The organism is Paraclostridium bifermentans (assembly GCF_964259345.1).
Lineage (GTDB): Bacteria > Bacillota > Clostridia > Peptostreptococcales > Peptostreptococcaceae > Paraclostridium > Paraclostridium bifermentans_B.
In genome coordinates this window covers 280,189-296,067 of sequence record NZ_CAXVJR010000005.1, presented here as the reverse complement: position 1 = coordinate 296,067, position 15,879 = coordinate 280,189, and the positions used below count along the sequence as shown (strand labels likewise).

General features: G+C 31.5%; 12 protein-coding genes. 10 read left to right on the top strand and 2 right to left on the bottom strand.

The window, feature by feature from the left end; all coding sequences use genetic code 11:
• Nucleotides 1-18: 18 nt before the first annotated feature.
• On the bottom strand, nucleotides 19-1,044 hold the full coding sequence (locus ACEXNK_RS12000; protein WP_373598779.1) for a sigma-54 interaction domain-containing protein: 1,026 nt from the start codon (nucleotides 1,042-1,044) through the stop codon (nucleotides 19-21).
• 376 nt (nucleotides 1,045-1,420) lie between these two features.
• Here ACEXNK_RS12000 and ACEXNK_RS11995 point away from each other — a divergent pair, with 376 nt between their 5' ends.
• The 6 genes from ACEXNK_RS11995 (at nucleotide 1,421) to sdaAA (ending at nucleotide 8,834) form a co-directional block, all read left to right on the top strand.
• Complete coding sequence (locus ACEXNK_RS11995; protein ID WP_373598778.1) at nucleotides 1,421-2,389, top strand: DMT family transporter; 969 nt, start codon at nucleotides 1,421-1,423, stop codon at nucleotides 2,387-2,389.
• Nucleotides 2,390-2,517: 128 nt separating this feature from the next.
• A complete protein-coding gene (locus tag ACEXNK_RS11990; protein WP_373598777.1) occupies nucleotides 2,518-5,091 on the top strand; it encodes an FAD-dependent oxidoreductase in 2,574 nt (857 codons plus the stop codon).
• 274 nt (nucleotides 5,092-5,365) lie between these two features.
• Nucleotides 5,366-6,583, top strand: a complete 1,218-nt coding sequence (gene ilvA, locus ACEXNK_RS11985; protein ID WP_373598776.1) for a threonine ammonia-lyase — start codon at nucleotides 5,366-5,368, stop codon at nucleotides 6,581-6,583.
• Between the two features lie 170 nt (nucleotides 6,584-6,753).
• Nucleotides 6,754-7,137 (top strand): RidA family protein, encoded by a 384-nt coding sequence (locus ACEXNK_RS11980; RefSeq protein WP_373598866.1) that lies wholly within the window; start codon nucleotides 6,754-6,756, stop codon nucleotides 7,135-7,137.
• Nucleotides 7,138-7,257: 120 nt separating this feature from the next.
• Complete coding sequence (gene sdaAB, locus ACEXNK_RS11975) at nucleotides 7,258-7,932, top strand: L-serine ammonia-lyase, iron-sulfur-dependent subunit beta (RefSeq protein ID WP_373598775.1); 675 nt, start codon at nucleotides 7,258-7,260, stop codon at nucleotides 7,930-7,932.
• Nucleotides 7,933-7,955: 23 nt separating this feature from the next.
• A complete protein-coding gene (sdaAA, locus tag ACEXNK_RS11970; protein ID WP_373598774.1) occupies nucleotides 7,956-8,834 on the top strand; it encodes an L-serine ammonia-lyase, iron-sulfur-dependent, subunit alpha in 879 nt (292 codons plus the stop codon).
• Between the two features lie 31 nt (nucleotides 8,835-8,865).
• On the opposite strand, the gene ACEXNK_RS11965 is transcribed toward sdaAA, so the two are convergent.
• Nucleotides 8,866-10,257 carry a D-alanyl-D-alanine carboxypeptidase family protein gene (locus tag ACEXNK_RS11965; protein WP_373598773.1) on the bottom strand — a complete coding sequence of 464 codons (1,392 nt, stop codon included), beginning with the start codon at nucleotides 10,255-10,257 and terminating at the stop codon, nucleotides 8,866-8,868.
• Between the two features lie 77 nt (nucleotides 10,258-10,334).
• On the opposite strand from ACEXNK_RS11965, the gene ACEXNK_RS11960 reads away from it, so the two are divergent.
• The 4 genes from ACEXNK_RS11960 to selB are packed head-to-tail and all read left to right on the top strand — an operon-like array spanning nucleotide 10,335 to nucleotide 15,516.
• Nucleotides 10,335-11,087 carry a helix-hairpin-helix domain-containing protein gene (locus ACEXNK_RS11960; RefSeq protein WP_373598772.1) on the top strand — a complete coding sequence of 251 codons (753 nt, stop codon included), beginning with the start codon at nucleotides 10,335-10,337 and terminating at the stop codon, nucleotides 11,085-11,087.
• Nucleotides 11,088-11,147: 60 nt separating this feature from the next.
• On the top strand, nucleotides 11,148-12,194 hold the full coding sequence (gene selD / locus ACEXNK_RS11955) for a selenide, water dikinase SelD (protein WP_373598771.1): 1,047 nt from the start codon (nucleotides 11,148-11,150) through the stop codon (nucleotides 12,192-12,194).
• Nucleotides 12,195-12,220: 26 nt separating this feature from the next.
• Complete coding sequence (selA, locus tag ACEXNK_RS11950) at nucleotides 12,221-13,630, top strand: L-seryl-tRNA(Sec) selenium transferase (protein ID WP_373598770.1); 1,410 nt, start codon at nucleotides 12,221-12,223, stop codon at nucleotides 13,628-13,630.
• A 2-nt stretch (nucleotides 13,631-13,632) separates the two neighbouring features.
• On the top strand, nucleotides 13,633-15,516 hold the full coding sequence (selB, locus tag ACEXNK_RS11945; RefSeq protein WP_373598769.1) for a selenocysteine-specific translation elongation factor: 1,884 nt from the start codon (nucleotides 13,633-13,635) through the stop codon (nucleotides 15,514-15,516).
• The last annotated feature ends 363 nt before the right edge of the window (nucleotides 15,517-15,879 follow it).

The window sequence follows — 15,879 nt, the reverse complement described above, 5'->3', positions numbered from 1 at the left end:
CATTTGACCTTCTTTTTGTTATACATTATGAATGTTGTATCTTTTCATTTTGTTATAAAGAGCATTTCTACTTATACCAAGCTTATTAGCAGCTTGGCTTATATTACCATTATAAACTCTAAGAGCCTTTTTTATTTCTTGTTGTTCAAGAACAATAAGTGGGACTACAACGTCATCTTGATGATTATCCTCACATAAAGTAAATGCATCCTCTGGATTTATAGGTTTTATTGGATTACCTAAATTATCGTGAGTTAGACAATGGCACTCTTCTAAATCTATTTCACATGTAGTTGAACCATTTAGTGCAACTATGTTTTCTACAAAGTTTTCAAGCTCTCTTATATTACCAGGCCAACAATAGCATATCATTCTGTTAAATAGAGATTTAGATATTTTAGGTATTGGCTTATTTAATTTATTACTTTTTACCTCTAAAAAATGCTTTAATAAAACAGGAACATCTCCTATTCTATCCTTTAGAGGTGGAACTTTTATTGGTAATACATTAAGTCTATAATATAAATCACTTCTAAATTTATGATTTTTTATTTCTTGTTTAAGGTCTTTGTTAGTAGCAGCTATAACTCTTACATCAACTGGAATTGAGTCTTTTCCACCAATCTTAGTTATAACACCTTCTTGTAAAACTCTAAGTAAAGTAACTTGCATTTCAAGTGGCATTTCACCTATTTCATCTAAGAAAATAGTTCCTCCATTAGCTAGTTCAAATTTACCTATAGAACCTTTTTTATTAGATCCAGTAAATGATCCTCCTTCATAACCAAATAACTCACTTTCTATAAGTGTAGCAGGTATAGCACCGCAGTTTACAGCTATAAATGGATGATTAGCTCGATCGCTGTTGTTATGAATAGCTTGAGCTAACAACTCTTTACCACAGCCACTTTCTCCAAGGATTAAAACTGTAGAGGGACTATTTGATATAGATTTACATTCACTTATAACTTTTTTTATTTGATCACTTTCTCCTACTATATCTTCAAAGGTATAGCTTTTTTTATTGTTCTCATAATAACTCATCAATATCAAGCCCTTTCAAATTAATTAAATACAATGATGTTAAATATTTTAACACATAAACATATTTAATAGAATATAGAGTTTTATTTGAAATTAAATTAACGAATTTAGATATGGAAAATAACATAAAGTGTAATTAAAGATGACAGTGTAATGTAAGATGACACTTTATTGACACAAAAAATAACATAAATCGACAAGAAAATATTTACATAAGTCAAAAAAGATAGATATAAACTTAACTAACAGTTTGATAAAAATTTGGCATGCTAATTGCTTATATAAAATAATAAGAAATTATAAATAAAAATGTTAAATTTAAAACAAAGAACTTACTAACTAAAAAGAGAGGACTATTAAGAAAGGAATTAATATTATGGAAAACAACAAAAACATGAAAAAAGGATTATTACTAGGTATTACAGTAGGTCTTGCATGGGGACTTGACTCAGTTTTAATGGGAAAAGTAGGAGGAAGCAGTATATTTTCAAGTTTTGAGCTTTCACCATTAGTATCAGCATTCTTCCATGACGGATTCTGTTTTATGTGGATTGCATTAGTTTTATTATTTGGTAAGCAATTAAAACCAGTTTTCGGACTTTTAAAAACTAAAAAAGGTAAGGCAACAGCATTAGCAGCATTAGTTGGAGCACCTATAGGAATGAGTGCATATCTATTAGGTATAAAATATGCAACAGCTCCATACGCATCAAGTATATCAGTTATATATCCAGGAATTGGTGCAATATTATCATACTTCATACTTAAAGAAAAATTATCATTAAGAGCAATTATAGGAATAGCTGTAAGTTTATTAGGATCATTCATGTTAGGATTTAATCCATCGGGAAATGTACCTGATACATTCTTTATGGGAATTGCATTTGCATCAGTAGCAGTTGCAGGATGGGCTTTAGAAGGTGTAATAATAGGATTTGCTATGAAACACATAAAAGGTGAAGATGATGTTCAGCCAACACCACAACAATTTTTATGTTTAAGATACTTAATATCAATGCTTTCATATGGATTAGTAGTACTACCTCTTATAGGAGGATACGGTGTTGCAGCAGATGTAGTAACTAGTGGAACAGTACTAGCTTATGCAGGAATAGCAATACTTGGAGCAACAACTTACCTTTGTTGGTATAAAGCAGTTGATTTAATAGGAGCTGCAATGGGTACAGCATTAAACTCTACAGCAGCACTTTGGTCTATAGTATTTAGTGCAATATTATTTGGAGATAAAATAACTCCAAGTTTAGGATTCTGGGGATTTGTAATCGTATCAGGAGTATTCATATTTGCAATAGACCCTAAGTCAATGAAGAAAAAGGCAAAATAGTATATAAATAATATTTTATTTTAAATAAATTAAGGCGTATATGTATTAAATTTCATATACGTCTTTGTTGCAATAAAGAATCGTTATATATGACGTTAAAATAAGTAATCAATTTAGGAGGAGAGAGTATGTTAAAAGAACAAATAATCAAAAATATGGAGAACATAGTTAATGAATGTATGGGAGATGCAGATCCAGGATGTGTGGCAACTTGCCCTATGCATACAGATGCTAAAGAATATATAAGATTAATAAGAGAAGATAAAGGATTTGAAGCTATAAAAGTTATAAGAGAAAACTTATTTATACCAGGAACATTAGGTAGAATATGTGCTCATCCTTGCGAAAAAAAGTGTAAAGTAAATGAAATAAATTCTCCTATGGCAATTGCATCATTAAAAAGATATGCAGCAGATAACTTTGATAGAGAAGAAGATTGGGATTTAGCTACTAAAGAAGCTAATGGAAAAACTGTGGCAGTTATAGGTGCAGGTCCATCAGGTCTTCAAGCAGCACTTGAACTTCAAAGAGAAGGATTTAAAGTTACTGTATTTGAAAAACTACCTGTTAGAGGTGGTATGATGGCAGTTGGTATACCTGAATATAGATTACCAAGAAATGTATTAGAAAAAGAAATAAGTTATTTAGATAAATTAGGTGTTGAATTTAAATTAAACTGTGAAATTGGAAAAGACGTAGCATTTAATGAAATAATAGATGGATTTGACAGTGTAATAGTAGCTGTTGGTAAGCATCAAGGAAGAGTTGACAGAAGCTTAAAGAACTTTGATGCTAAAGGAATATTCTCAGCAGCAGCATACACAAAAGAAGCAGCTCTTAACAGAAATGTTAAAGAAGCTGGTAAAAAAGTTTTAGTAGTTGGTGGTGGAGATGTTGCCATGGACTGTGCTAGAATTTCAAGAAGACTTGAGCAAGTTGAAGAAGTTTATTCTATATGTTTAGAAGATAGCTTTGATACTATGGCTTCATCTGATCATGAAATACAAGGGGCTATAGCTGAGAATATACAATTTAACCATGCTCAAGCTATAAAGGAAATAATAGTTGATGAAGATAATAGAGTTTCTAAAGTTGTTCTTAAAAAATGTTTATCAATATTTAATGAAGAAGGAATGTTTAGTCCTAAGTTTGATGAAAATGAAACTAGAGAATTAGAAGTTGATACTATAGTATTTGCTATAGGACAAGGTGTTGAAGGTGACTTCGCGAAAGATATATTAGCTCAAAGACCTAACACTAATTTTGAATGTGATAGATTAACACTTCAATCTACTAACAATGAAAAAGTATTTATAGCGGGAGATGCTTCTGGAGAGTCTGTAATAGTTATACAAGCTATGGCAACAGGAAGAAGAGCAGCAGAATCAGTTAAGAGATTCTTAAATAATGAGTCATTAACTGAGGGTAGAAAATTAGAAGATACTTCAAGTTATGAAAGTAAGTTAAAAAGAGAAGTTGATTGGTCAGAGGTTACTGAAAGAAGATACAACATGGCTGAACTTGATAAAGATGAAAGAGTTAAGTCATTTGATGAAGTATCACTTGGATTCACTAAAGAAGAAGCTTTAAAAGAAGCAAATAGATGTAGACAATGTGCATGTAAATTATGTATGCAAGAATGTATAATGTTAAACGACTATACTGACTGCCCTAAGACATTATTTAAGAGATACCTAAGAGAAGGTTATGAAAATATGGACAAGATGATAGCATTCTCTTGTAATGACTGTAGTCAATGTACTATAAAGTGTCCAAAAGACTTAAACTTAAGAGAAAACTTTGTTGCTATAAAAGAGCAATATGTAAAAGATAATCACAACGAGCAAGTTATAGATTTATTAAAGCCGTTTGATAAATCACAAGAAATGGAGTGTAGCCCTGAGTACTCAACTACAGTACTTGCTGAAAATAAAAAGACTAAGTATTTATTCGTTCCAGGATGTACAGTTCCAGCTTATAGTCCATCAGTTGTAGAAAAGACTTTTAAACACTTAAGAGGTACTTTAGATGGGGAAGTAGGTACATTACTTCAATGCTGTGGTAAAGTAACTAAATTAGTTGGAGAAGATGAAAGCTTCAAGAGAAGAAATAAAATGGCGATAGATGCTATAAATGAAACTAATGCAGACGTTATAGTTACTATATGTCCATCATGCTACAACGTATATAAAGAAACATCAGACAAGAAAGTTATATCATACTGGGATTTAATGAGAGAAGAAATAGGTATACCAGAGTCTCAAAAAGGTATAGGAGCTAATTCGGACGTAATATTTAACATACATGACTCTTGTGTAACTAGAAACGTACCATCTCACCACGAGAACGTTAGATGGGCTTTAGAAGAACTAGGATACAAGTATGAAGAAATGCAAAACAATAGAGAAAACACTAGATGTTGTGGAGTCGGAGGAATGGTTTGTAGCTCAAACCCAGAGTTATATAAGAAATTATATACAAGAAGAGCAAATGACTGCACTCAAGATAATGTTTTAACTTACTGTGGTTCTTGCAGAGGAACTATGGAGGCTGCAGGTAAGGATTCACTTCATATACTTAACTTATTACATGAAGGAACTTATACTAAAGATATGGCTAAAAAGAGAGGTTACACTTCAGAGGAAGAGATGTGGGCTAATAGATTAGAAACTAAGAGAAGACTTGATGCAATGAGTAAATAAATTGTAGAAAAATGTAAGCTATCTAACTAAAATAGATAGCTTATTTTTGTTTTTAAAGTAAGAAAAAGAACAAAATTAAAATATAATTTAAAAAATAAAAAATTTTTTTTTAGGAAAACGAATTAGGAAATTAGATAAGCCAATAGTTTGGAAATTTTTAGATAAGTTAAAAAATTACAAAAAAATGTTTTCCTGTTGATTTTTGTTGAAAATCCTTATACAATAAAGATGTCAAATAAACAAACAAATCTACACATTATGGGAGTGAGCAAAAATGACTAAACTTACATTACAAGACGTTCAAAATGCTAGAGAGACTATAAAAGATATAGTAAAAACAACTGATCTGTTAGAAAGCGTTAAACTTAGTGAAAAGACTGGGGCAAACGTATACTATAAATGTGAAAACTTACAAAAGACTGGTTCTTTCAAATTAAGAGGAGCTTGTAACAAAATAGCAAGTTTAACTGATGAAGAGAAGGCAAACGGTGTTATAGCATCAAGTGCTGGAAACCATGCACAAGGAGTTGCATTAGGAGCTAAAATGAGTGGAATAAAGGCTACAATAGTAATGCCAGCTACTGCACCACTTGCAAAGGTTACTGCAACTAAAGGATATGGAGCAGAAGTAGTACTTGAAGGTTTAGTATATGATGATGCATATGCAAAAGCTGTTGAAATACAAAAAGAAACTGGAGCAACTTTCTTACATCCATTCAATGACAAATACGTTATGGCTGGACAAGGAACAATAGCTCTTGAAATATTCGAGCAATTAAACAACAACGTTGACACTATATTATGCCCAATAGGTGGTGGGGGAATAATAGCTGGTATAGCAACTGCTGCTAAAGCTTTAAACCCTAATGTTAAAATAGTAGGTGTTCAAACTGGAAACATACCATCAATGAAAGAGTCTATGGAAAATGGACAAGTTACAACTGCATTCAAAGCTACTACAATAGCTGACGGTATAGCAGTTAAGACTCCTGGAGACAACACTTTCGAAATAATAAAAGAATTAGTTGACGAAGTAATAGTTGTTGAAGAATCTGAAATAGCACAAGGTATGTTATTCTTATTAGAAAACCAAAAATTAATAGCTGAAGGTGCTGGAGCTGTATCAACTGCTGCATTAGTAAGTGGAAAATACAAGCCTGCTAAAGGTGAGAATGTTGTATGTGTAATATCTGGAGGAAACGTAGACGTTAACACATTATACAGAGTTATAGGAAATGCTTTAACTACAGAAGGAAGAAGATACACATTCAAGACTCAAATACAAGATAGACCAGGCGGATTAGCTGAATTAACTAAGATAATAAGTGGATTAAATGCTAATATATTAAATGCAAACATGGCAAGACTTTCTAAAGAAAATGCTCTTGGAAGTTTATACCTTGAAATAGAATTAGAAACATTTAACCAAGATCATATAAAACAAATAAAAGAAGCTGTAGAAGCTGCTGGATTTGTAGTAATAGAAGAATAATTATGATATAATAATTTAAAAGAATAAAAAAGTGGAAAATTATGTGAAAACATATTTTTCACTTTTTATTATAAAAGTGTATACAGTGTGTACAATTTAGTAGTATAATATTACTGAAAAAAGTGTAATATAAGCACAAAAGTTAACTTAAATAGAGAAGGAGAGATTGGATTATGAAACAAGTAATACATACTGAAAAGGCTCCTAAAGCTATAGGACCATACTCTCAAGCTATAAAAAATGGGAACATGTTATTCGTATCAGGACAAGTTCCATTTAACCCAGAAACTATGGAAATAGTTGAAGGTGGAGCAAAAGAGCAAGCTGCTAGATCATTAGAAAGCTTAAAAGAAATATTAGCTGCTGGTGGAGCTACATTTGCTGATGTAGTTAAAACTACAGTATTCATAAGCGATATGAATGATTTCGCTGAAATAAATGAAGTTTACGCTTCTTACTTTGGTGAAAACAAACCTGCTAGATCTTGTGTAGAAGTTGCTAGACTTCCAAGAGATGTTAAGGTTGAAATAGAAGCTATAGCTATAGTAAAATAATAAACGATAGTAAAAATGACCCGCCTAATTTTTAGGCTGGTCATTTTGAGTTAACAAACATTTTGGAAATGATTTCCAGACAACAAAAGAAAAAGACAATTTACGAAAAGAGGTATTATAATGGCTAAAGATTATAGTGTATTTGATGTCGTAGGACCAAACATGATAGGTCCATCAAGCTCGCATACTGCAGGTGCAGCTAGATTAGGAAAGATGGCATTAAAAATAGCAGGACAACCTGTTAAAAATGTGAAATTCTATTTACATGGATCATTCGCTGAAACATATAAAGGTCACGGAACAGACAAAGCGTTAGTTGGAGGAATTTTAGGATTCCAACCAGACGATGCTAGAATAAGAAATTCTTTTGATATAGCTAAAGAAAACGGTGTAGACTTCGAGTTTATAAAAGCTAACTTAGGAGAAAACGAACATCCTAACACTGTTAAGATGGAAATGACTCTAGAAGATGGATCTGTTGCTGAAGTAAAAGGTGCATCTATAGGTGGAGGAAACATAAAACTTACTGAGATGGACGGATTACCACTTGACTTCAACGGTTCAAGACCAGCAGTAATACTTGAGATCAAAGATATACCAGGAGCAGTATCTTTTGTAACTGGACTTCTTGCTCATAACAACAAGAATATAGCAAACATGTCTACTAATAAGCCAGCTGGAGCTGACTATACATTTGTTACTATAGAAACAGATGAAGCTTTAGACACTGATGTTTTAGAGCAATTAAGAAAATTCGAAGTAATAGCTAAGGCTGTAGTTTTAGACAAATTCTAATGAGTAAGGAAGGGTGACAGAATATGAAATATAACTTCACAAGTGGAGCAGAATTAATAGAAAAATGTAATGAATTAAACATGACTATAAGTCAATTATGTGTAGAAAGAGAAGCGGAATTAACAGGTCTTTCTAAAGAAGAAGTAAGAGCTAAAATGGCTACAAGTTTAGAAATAATGAAAAACGGAGTTGAAAGAGCTGTAACAGAAGATATAAAATCTGTTGGAGGTCTTATAGGTGGAGAAGCTAAGAAATTAGAAAACCACAGAAATACTCAAAAATCAGTTTGTGGTGGATTAATGAACAAAGCATTAGCTGCTGCAATGGGAACAATGGAAGTTAACGCTTCTATGGGTCTTATAGTTGCTGCACCAACAGCTGGTTCTTGTGGTATATTACCAGGAGCTATAGTTACTATAGGTAAAGAATATGGATGTAGTGATGAAGAAATGTTAGATGCATTATTCACAGCTTCAGCTATAGGAGCTATAATAACTAGAAATGCAACTGTTGCAGGTGCTGAAGGTGGATGTCAAGCTGAAACTGGTGCTGCTGCTGCAATGAGTGCTGCTGGTATAGTTGAATTAATGGGTGGAAGCGTAGAAGCTGCTGTTTCTGCTGCATCTCACTGTTTACAAAACGTAATGGGATTAGTATGTGACCCAATAGCAGGATTAGTTGAAGTTCCTTGTCAAGGAAGAAATGCTATAGGTGTTGCTAATGCTTTAATATCTGCAGAGCTTTGCTTAGCTGGAATATTAAACATAATACCATTTGATGAAACTGTTGAAGCAATGTACAAAGTTGGTAGAGGACTTCCTATGGAGTTAAGAGAAACTGCTTTAGGTGGAGTTGCTGCTACTTGCACAGGAAACTGCTTAACTAAGAAAATATTCGGATAATAAAAAAAGAGGCTTAAGCCTCTTTTTTTTATTATCTTCTTCTACGTCTAGTAGATTTTTTATTTGAATATATATTCTTTTTCTTGTTTGAATATATACTTTTCTTTTTCTTAGAGTATATATTTCTTTTCTTACTATACATAGCTTTTTTTCTTCTATCTCTTCTAATTTTCTTTCTTATTAAAACTAAAGCTATAAATGCTGCTATTACTGAAAGTACAATTTTTATAAATGATAAAATCCCTTTAACTATAGGATGATTTAATATAATAGTAAATATATTGTTAACATCATTTTGAGCTATTAAAGGTATATGAGCTATAGCTTTTGGATCTTCATCTTTATAAACTTCTAATGTACCAACTGTATATCCTCTTTTTATAGGTAAATCTATATCATTTAACTTAGCTTCTGTTTTGTATGTAGGTTGTTTTTCGCCTTTATTAACTACAGTATAGTAACTGTATTTAGGCATATATTCTAATTTTCTTTCTTTAGAGTACCAAATAGATTTAGAATTTAAAAAATTATTTTTATCTATAGATTTCTCAGAATGAAAATTGCTAAAACCGTAATCTAAAAGAGTACGACTATCTGCATATAAATTTGTATCATTATCAGCTTTAAAAACTGCTGAAATTAATCTCATCCCATCTTTTTTTGCACTAGATAATAAACATTTGCCTGCTGCATCTGTGTAACCAGTTTTTATACCATCTACTATATCATATTGAACATCGACCATTTTATTGTCATAAGGTATTTTGAAATCTCCAGTTAAGAATTTATTTGTATTCTTTAGGAATCTTTCAGGATAAAGATCTGTAGCTGGCATTTTATACATTTTTGTTTGTACTATTTCTCTAAAAACATCATTACTCATAGCTTCTCTAGCCATTAAAGCCATATCATAAGCTGTAGTATAATGATTATCATCTGGTAACCCATTTGCATTATTAAAGTGTGTTTCGTTAGCACCGATCTTTTTAGCTTCTTCGTTCATAAGTTTTGCAAACTCAGGAACTGAACCACTTACATGCTCAGCTAACACCACTGCGGCATCATTAGCTGAAACAAGCATTAATCCATAAAGTAGTTGTCTAACTGTAAGCTTTTCACCAGGAACTAAGTACATGCTAGTTCCATCAATATGACCTATATTACCTACACTTACAACTTCATCAAGATTTTTTACGTGTTTTAAGGTAACATAGGCTGTCCAAGCTTTAGTTGTAGAAGCTGGATAAAGCTTTGTATGAGGATTTTTCTCATATAATACTTCTCCGCTAGTATAGTCCATAAGAACTGCATACTGTGCTGTTATAGGTGGTGCTGGAGTTTCGGCAAATGAAACACTATTAAATGCAAACAAATTAACGAACGTTAATATGAATGCTAATAATATTGAACCTTTTTTTATCATTTTTTGTCCTCCGATTGTAAACTTATATTTTAGTATAACATATTTATGGCAATAATCAAATTTGAAGGAGTGATAAAATGGATAAAATTAAAAGGTTTTTGCCTATAATTATTGTTATTGTAATAGGGTCTTTTGTTATGATTAAAAATGCTGATTTTATAGATAATAAAGACTCTTATGTTGTAAGTGAAGCTGAGAATAGCAACAATGAAGAAAATAAAAATAAAATTGAACCAAATAAAGATATAGATAATAATAAAGAAGTTAAAATTGATAAATTAGAAAGCACTAACTATAACAAATCTCAAAGTGACAATGAAAATGTTGGCGAAAATTACCATGTGAAAAATAGTGGCAAAATAACTATATATGTAAGTGGAGAAGTTAACTCTCCAGGCGTAGTAGAATTAGATAGTAATGATAGGTTAATTGATGGAGTAAAACTTTGCCAAGGATTAACTAAGGATGCTGATATGAACAATATAAATCTTGCTATGAAAATACAAGATGAAGGACATTATGTAATACCTAAAATAGGAGAAAATGCACCAGTCAATACACAAGATAATATAAATGTATCTCAAAATACTGATACAAACTCTAATGCCAACCAAAGTGTAAACAATGACACAGATAATAGTAAAGTTAATATAAATAGTGCTGATATTACGCAGTTAGATTCTTTGCCTGGAGTAGGAGAAGTTACAGCACAAAAGATAATAGATTACAGAGAAAAAAATGCAAATTTTAAATCTATAGAGGAAATAAAGAATGTTAAGGGTATAGGCGAAAATAAATTTAATGATTTGAAAGATTATATTAGTATCTAATAGATATAAATTTATGTTATTATTAAATATGTAAGACTTGCAAGGGGAGGAGACTAGAATATGGAAATAAAGAAAAAGCTTACAGATATGACTACATCAGGTGGCTGAGCTGCTAAAATAGGGCCGGAGGTTCTGGCTTCAGTATTAGCTCAATTACCTAAAAATACATCAGATAAGAAAGAGAATTTATTAGTAGGACTTGAAACATCAGATGATGCAGCAGTATATAAAATAAATGATGACACTGCATTAATTCAAACACTTGATTTCTTTACACCTATGATAGATGATCCTTATGTATTTGGACAAATAGCAGCATCTAACTCATTATCAGATGTTTATGCTATGGGAGGAAAGCCTTTGGTAGCTATGAATATAGTATGTTTCCCTGCTTGTCATGATATGAATGTATTAGCAGAAATACTAAAAGGCGGAATGGATAAGGTTAAAGAAAGTGGAGCCTTATTAGTTGGAGGACACACTGTTGATGATAAAGAGCCTAAATATGGACTATCAGTATCAGGAAGTGTACATCCAGATAAAGTTTTATCTAATGCAACTGCAAAAGTTGGAGATAAATTAGTAATTACTAAGCCAATAGGAGTAGGAATTTTAAATACTGCTATGAAAGAAGGTTTAGTTGATGAAGAAACTTCTAAAATCGTAGTTGAAACTATGGTTCATTTAAATAAATATGCGGCAATGAGTTTTGATAATATAAAAGTAAATTCAGTTACAGATATAACTGGTTTTGGACTTTTAGGACATGTTCTTGAGATGGCAAAAGCATCAGATGTTGGTATAGAGTTAGATATAAATGAAATACCTGTATTAAATGGAGCTATAGATTTAGCTAAAATGGGTATTATACCAGCTGGTATGTACAGAAATAAACAATATATATCAAAAGATGTTCACTTAGAGAATATAGATGAGGCGACAGAAGATATACTATATGATCCTCAAACATCAGGAGGATTATTAGTATCAGTAGATAGTGACTTAGCAGAAGAACTAGTAAAAGATATGAAGAAAAATGGTTCTATAGAAGCTAAGATAATAGGGACTGTTGTAGAAAAGGATAAACATTATATAACAGTTAAGTAAGGACTTATAAGGGGAGTGTGATTTTAATGAATAAGAGAGAGTTATTTGCTCAATTACCTTCAGTGGATGAAATGTTAAATCAAGAGAGGATAATAGAATCACTAAATGATTATCCTAGAAACATATTACTTGAAGCTATAAGAGAAAGTATAGAAGATAAAAGAAGAGAAATAGTTAATTTAAAGGAAGAGGACTTTGAAGGATTCAAAGTTTCTATGAATGATATAGTTGAAACAACTATAAATAAATGTAATATAAAGTACTCTTTATCACTTAAAAAAGTTGTAAATGCAACAGGAACAGTACTTCATACTAATTTAGGGCGTTCGCTTTTAAGTGAAAGTGTAAAAGATGATTTATGGGAAGCTGCATCTAGATACTCAAACTTAGAATACGATATAGATAAAGGTCATAGAGGTTCAAGGTATACTCATTTAACTGACACTATAAAGAGATTAACTGGAGCTGAAGATGTTTTAGTAGTAAACAATAATGCAGCAGCAGTTTTACTAGTTCTTAGTACTATGGCAAAAGGTGGAGAAGCTATAGTATCAAGAGGAGAGTTAGTTGAAGTTGGTGGTTCATTTAGAATACCAAGTATAATGGCTTTAAGTGGAGCAGACTTAGTTGAAATAGGTTCTACTAATAAAACTCACTTAAAAGATTATGAAGAAGCTATAACTGAAGAAACTAAAGTACTTATGAAAGTTCATACAAGTAACTATAGAATACTTGGATTTACTCAAAGTGTTGAAGTTGATGAGTTATGTGAGCTAGGTAAAAAGCACAACCTACCTGTTATAGAAGACTTAGGAAGTGGAGTTTTCTTAGATGTATCTAAATATGGATTAACTTATGAGCCAACTGTACTAGATTCTATAAGAAAAGGTGCAGATATAGTTACATTTAGTGGAGATAAAATGCTTGGAGGACCTCAAGCAGGTATAATAGTTGGTAAAAAAGAGTATATTGAAAAAATGAAGAAAAACCAACTTACAAGAGCTTTAAGAGTAGACAAGCTTACTATATGTGCTCTAGAAGCTACATTAAGAATGTATTTAGATGAAGAAAAAGCTAGAAAAGAAATACCTACATTAAGAATGTTAACTTATTCTATGGAAGAATTAGAAGAAAAAGCAAATGCACTATATTCTAAAATAGAACATTTAAATAAATATGCAAATATAAGAATTGAAGATGGATTATCTCAAGTTGGAGGAGGATCTATGCCATTAGAAACTATAGATTCTAAGGTTATAGCTATAACTCCAAATGATATAAATGTAGCACAATTAGAAAAGAAATTAAGGTTAAGTGATGCTCATATAATAGCTAGAGTATACGACGACAAATATGTATTAGATTCTAGAACAATATTTGAAGATGAATTTGAAGTTGTGAAAAATGAGCTAGAAAAAGCTTTAATAGGAGGGTAAATATGAAGAACGTAATAATAGGAACAGCTGGACATATAGACCATGGTAAAACAACTCTTATAAAAGCACTTACAGGAAGAGAAACAGATACTTTAGCTGAAGAGAAAAAAAGAGGTATTTCTATAAATTTAGGATTTACTTACTTTGATTTACCAAGTAATAAAAGAGCTGGTATAGTTGACGTTCCAGGACATGAGAAATTTATAAAAAACATGCTAGCAGGAGCATCTGGACTAGATATGGTTTTACTTGTTGTTGCAGCAGATGAAGGTGTTATGCCTCAAACTGTTGAGCATATGGATATATTAACTTTCTTAAACATTAAAAAAGGTATGATTGTTTTAACTAAGAGTGATACTGTAGATGATGATTTTAGAGAGTTAGTAAAAGAAGATGTTAAAGAACAAGTTAAAGGTACTTTCTTAGAAGATGCTGAGATTGTAGAAGTTGATTCTATATCAAAGCGTGGTATGGATGAACTTATAGCAAAAATTGATAAAATGACAGATGAAATAGAAGATAAAAACTTAGAAACACCAGCAAGACTTAATATAGATAGAGTTTTCTCTATAAAAGGATTTGGAACAGTTGTTACAGGTACTTTAATAGAAGGAAAAATAAGTGTTGATGATGATTTAGTTATATATCCAAAAGAGATAAAGACTAAGATAAGAAGTATACAAGTACATGGAGAAAGTGTAGATACTGCTTATGCAGGTCAAAGAACTGCTATAAACATATCTAATGTTAAGGTTGATGAGATTGATAGGGGAGATGTTTTAGCATCTTCTAACTCACTAGAAGAAGCTATGATGTTAGATGTTAGATTAAGTGTAGTTAAACATATGGATTTAGGTGTTAAGCACTGGGATAGATTAAGACTATATCATGGTACTAGAGAAATTCTTTGTAGAGCAGTTCCTCTAGAAGTTGAGGAAATAAAGCCAGGAGAAAGTGGTTTAGTTCAGTTAAGACTTGAAGAAAGTATAGTTGCTAAAAAAGGTGATAAATTCGTAGTTAGAAGATATTCTCCTATGGAAACTATAGGTGGAGGTATAGTTATTGATACTAACCCTAGAAAACATAAGAGATTTGATAAAAATATTATAGAGGCTTTAAAGGTTAAGGAAAAAGGTGAGCTTACAGATATACTTGAAGAGTACTTAAAGCATAATGCTTCTAGTTATCCTAATGTTAAAGAGATAATGAGTTATAGTGGTGCAAGTGAAGAAAATGTAAAGAAAGCTTTAGATAAACTTGTAGAAGAAAAGAAAGTTGTATGTGTAAACAATATGTATATGCATATGAATCAATATAACTTATTAAAAGATAAAACTGATAAAGAACTTCAAGCATACCATAAGAAGTTTAGACTTAGAAAAGGTATGTTAAAAGAAGAGGTTAGATCTAAGATAGAAAATAAGTTTAAGACTAGAGAGTTTGATATGCTTTTAGATATGTTCATAAGTGATGAACTTGTGAAGGTTGAAGATAATCTTGTTTCGCTTAAAGATTTTAATGTTGTGTTAAATGAGAAGCAAGCTAAGATAAAGAACGAGATAGAAAGAACTTTAAGTTCTGCTGGACTTAATACTATTTATACTATTGAGGATATAACTAATAATAAGAGAGAGTATGAGGAAGTTTTAGAGTCTTTACTTGGAAATTCTGTTGTTAGACTTGAGGATAATTATATTATGTCTGCTAAGGTTTATGGTGATGCTAAGGCTAGACTTGTTAAGTTCTTAGAGGAGAATAAAGAGATAACTCTAGGTGAGTATAGAGATTTAGTTAATTCTAGTAGAAAGAACTGTATGATAATTCTTGAAGACTTTGATAGAAATAAAGTTACTAAGAGAGTTGAAAATAAAAGAGTGTTATTTTAAAAAAGCGAGTAGTGTGTGGCTCGTTAGATAGTTATAGTTGTTTCCTTCACACAAATCCTTTGGGGATTTAAGTGTTGCGTCAACAACTATAACTATCTAACTTCGCCGAGCTACTCTCTTTTTTTGTTTGAAGGGGGATGGTAGTGGCTCCGCTAGGTATGTATGATTGTTTCCTACGCACAAATCCTTTGGGGATTTAAGTGCTGCGTCAACAATTATACATACCTAGCTTCGCCGAGCTACTCCTTTTTTGTTTTTAGTTGGTGTAGTGGGAGGATCGTTAGATAGTTATAGCTGCTTCCTTCACACAAATCCTTTGGGGATTTAAGTGTTGCGTCAGCAGCTATAACTATCTAACTTCGC

Coding starts and splice junctions, on each gene's coding strand:
- ACEXNK_RS12000 (WP_373598779.1), bottom strand. CDS start 1,044: ATGAGTTATTATGAGAACAATAAAAAAAGCTATACCTTTGAAGATATA.
- ACEXNK_RS11995 (WP_373598778.1), top strand. CDS start 1,421: ATGGAAAACAACAAAAACATGAAAAAAGGATTATTACTAGGTATTACA.
- ACEXNK_RS11990 (WP_373598777.1), top strand. CDS start 2,518: ATGTTAAAAGAACAAATAATCAAAAATATGGAGAACATAGTTAATGAA.
- ilvA (WP_373598776.1), top strand. CDS start 5,366: ATGACTAAACTTACATTACAAGACGTTCAAAATGCTAGAGAGACTATA.
- sdaAB (WP_373598775.1), top strand. CDS start 7,258: ATGGCTAAAGATTATAGTGTATTTGATGTCGTAGGACCAAACATGATA.
- sdaAA (WP_373598774.1), top strand. CDS start 7,956: ATGAAATATAACTTCACAAGTGGAGCAGAATTAATAGAAAAATGTAAT.
- ACEXNK_RS11965 (WP_373598773.1), bottom strand. CDS start 10,257: ATGATAAAAAAAGGTTCAATATTATTAGCATTCATATTAACGTTCGTT.
- ACEXNK_RS11960 (WP_373598772.1), top strand. CDS start 10,335: ATGGATAAAATTAAAAGGTTTTTGCCTATAATTATTGTTATTGTAATA.
- selA (WP_373598770.1), top strand. CDS start 12,221: ATGAATAAGAGAGAGTTATTTGCTCAATTACCTTCAGTGGATGAAATG.
- selB (WP_373598769.1), top strand. CDS start 13,633: ATGAAGAACGTAATAATAGGAACAGCTGGACATATAGACCATGGTAAA.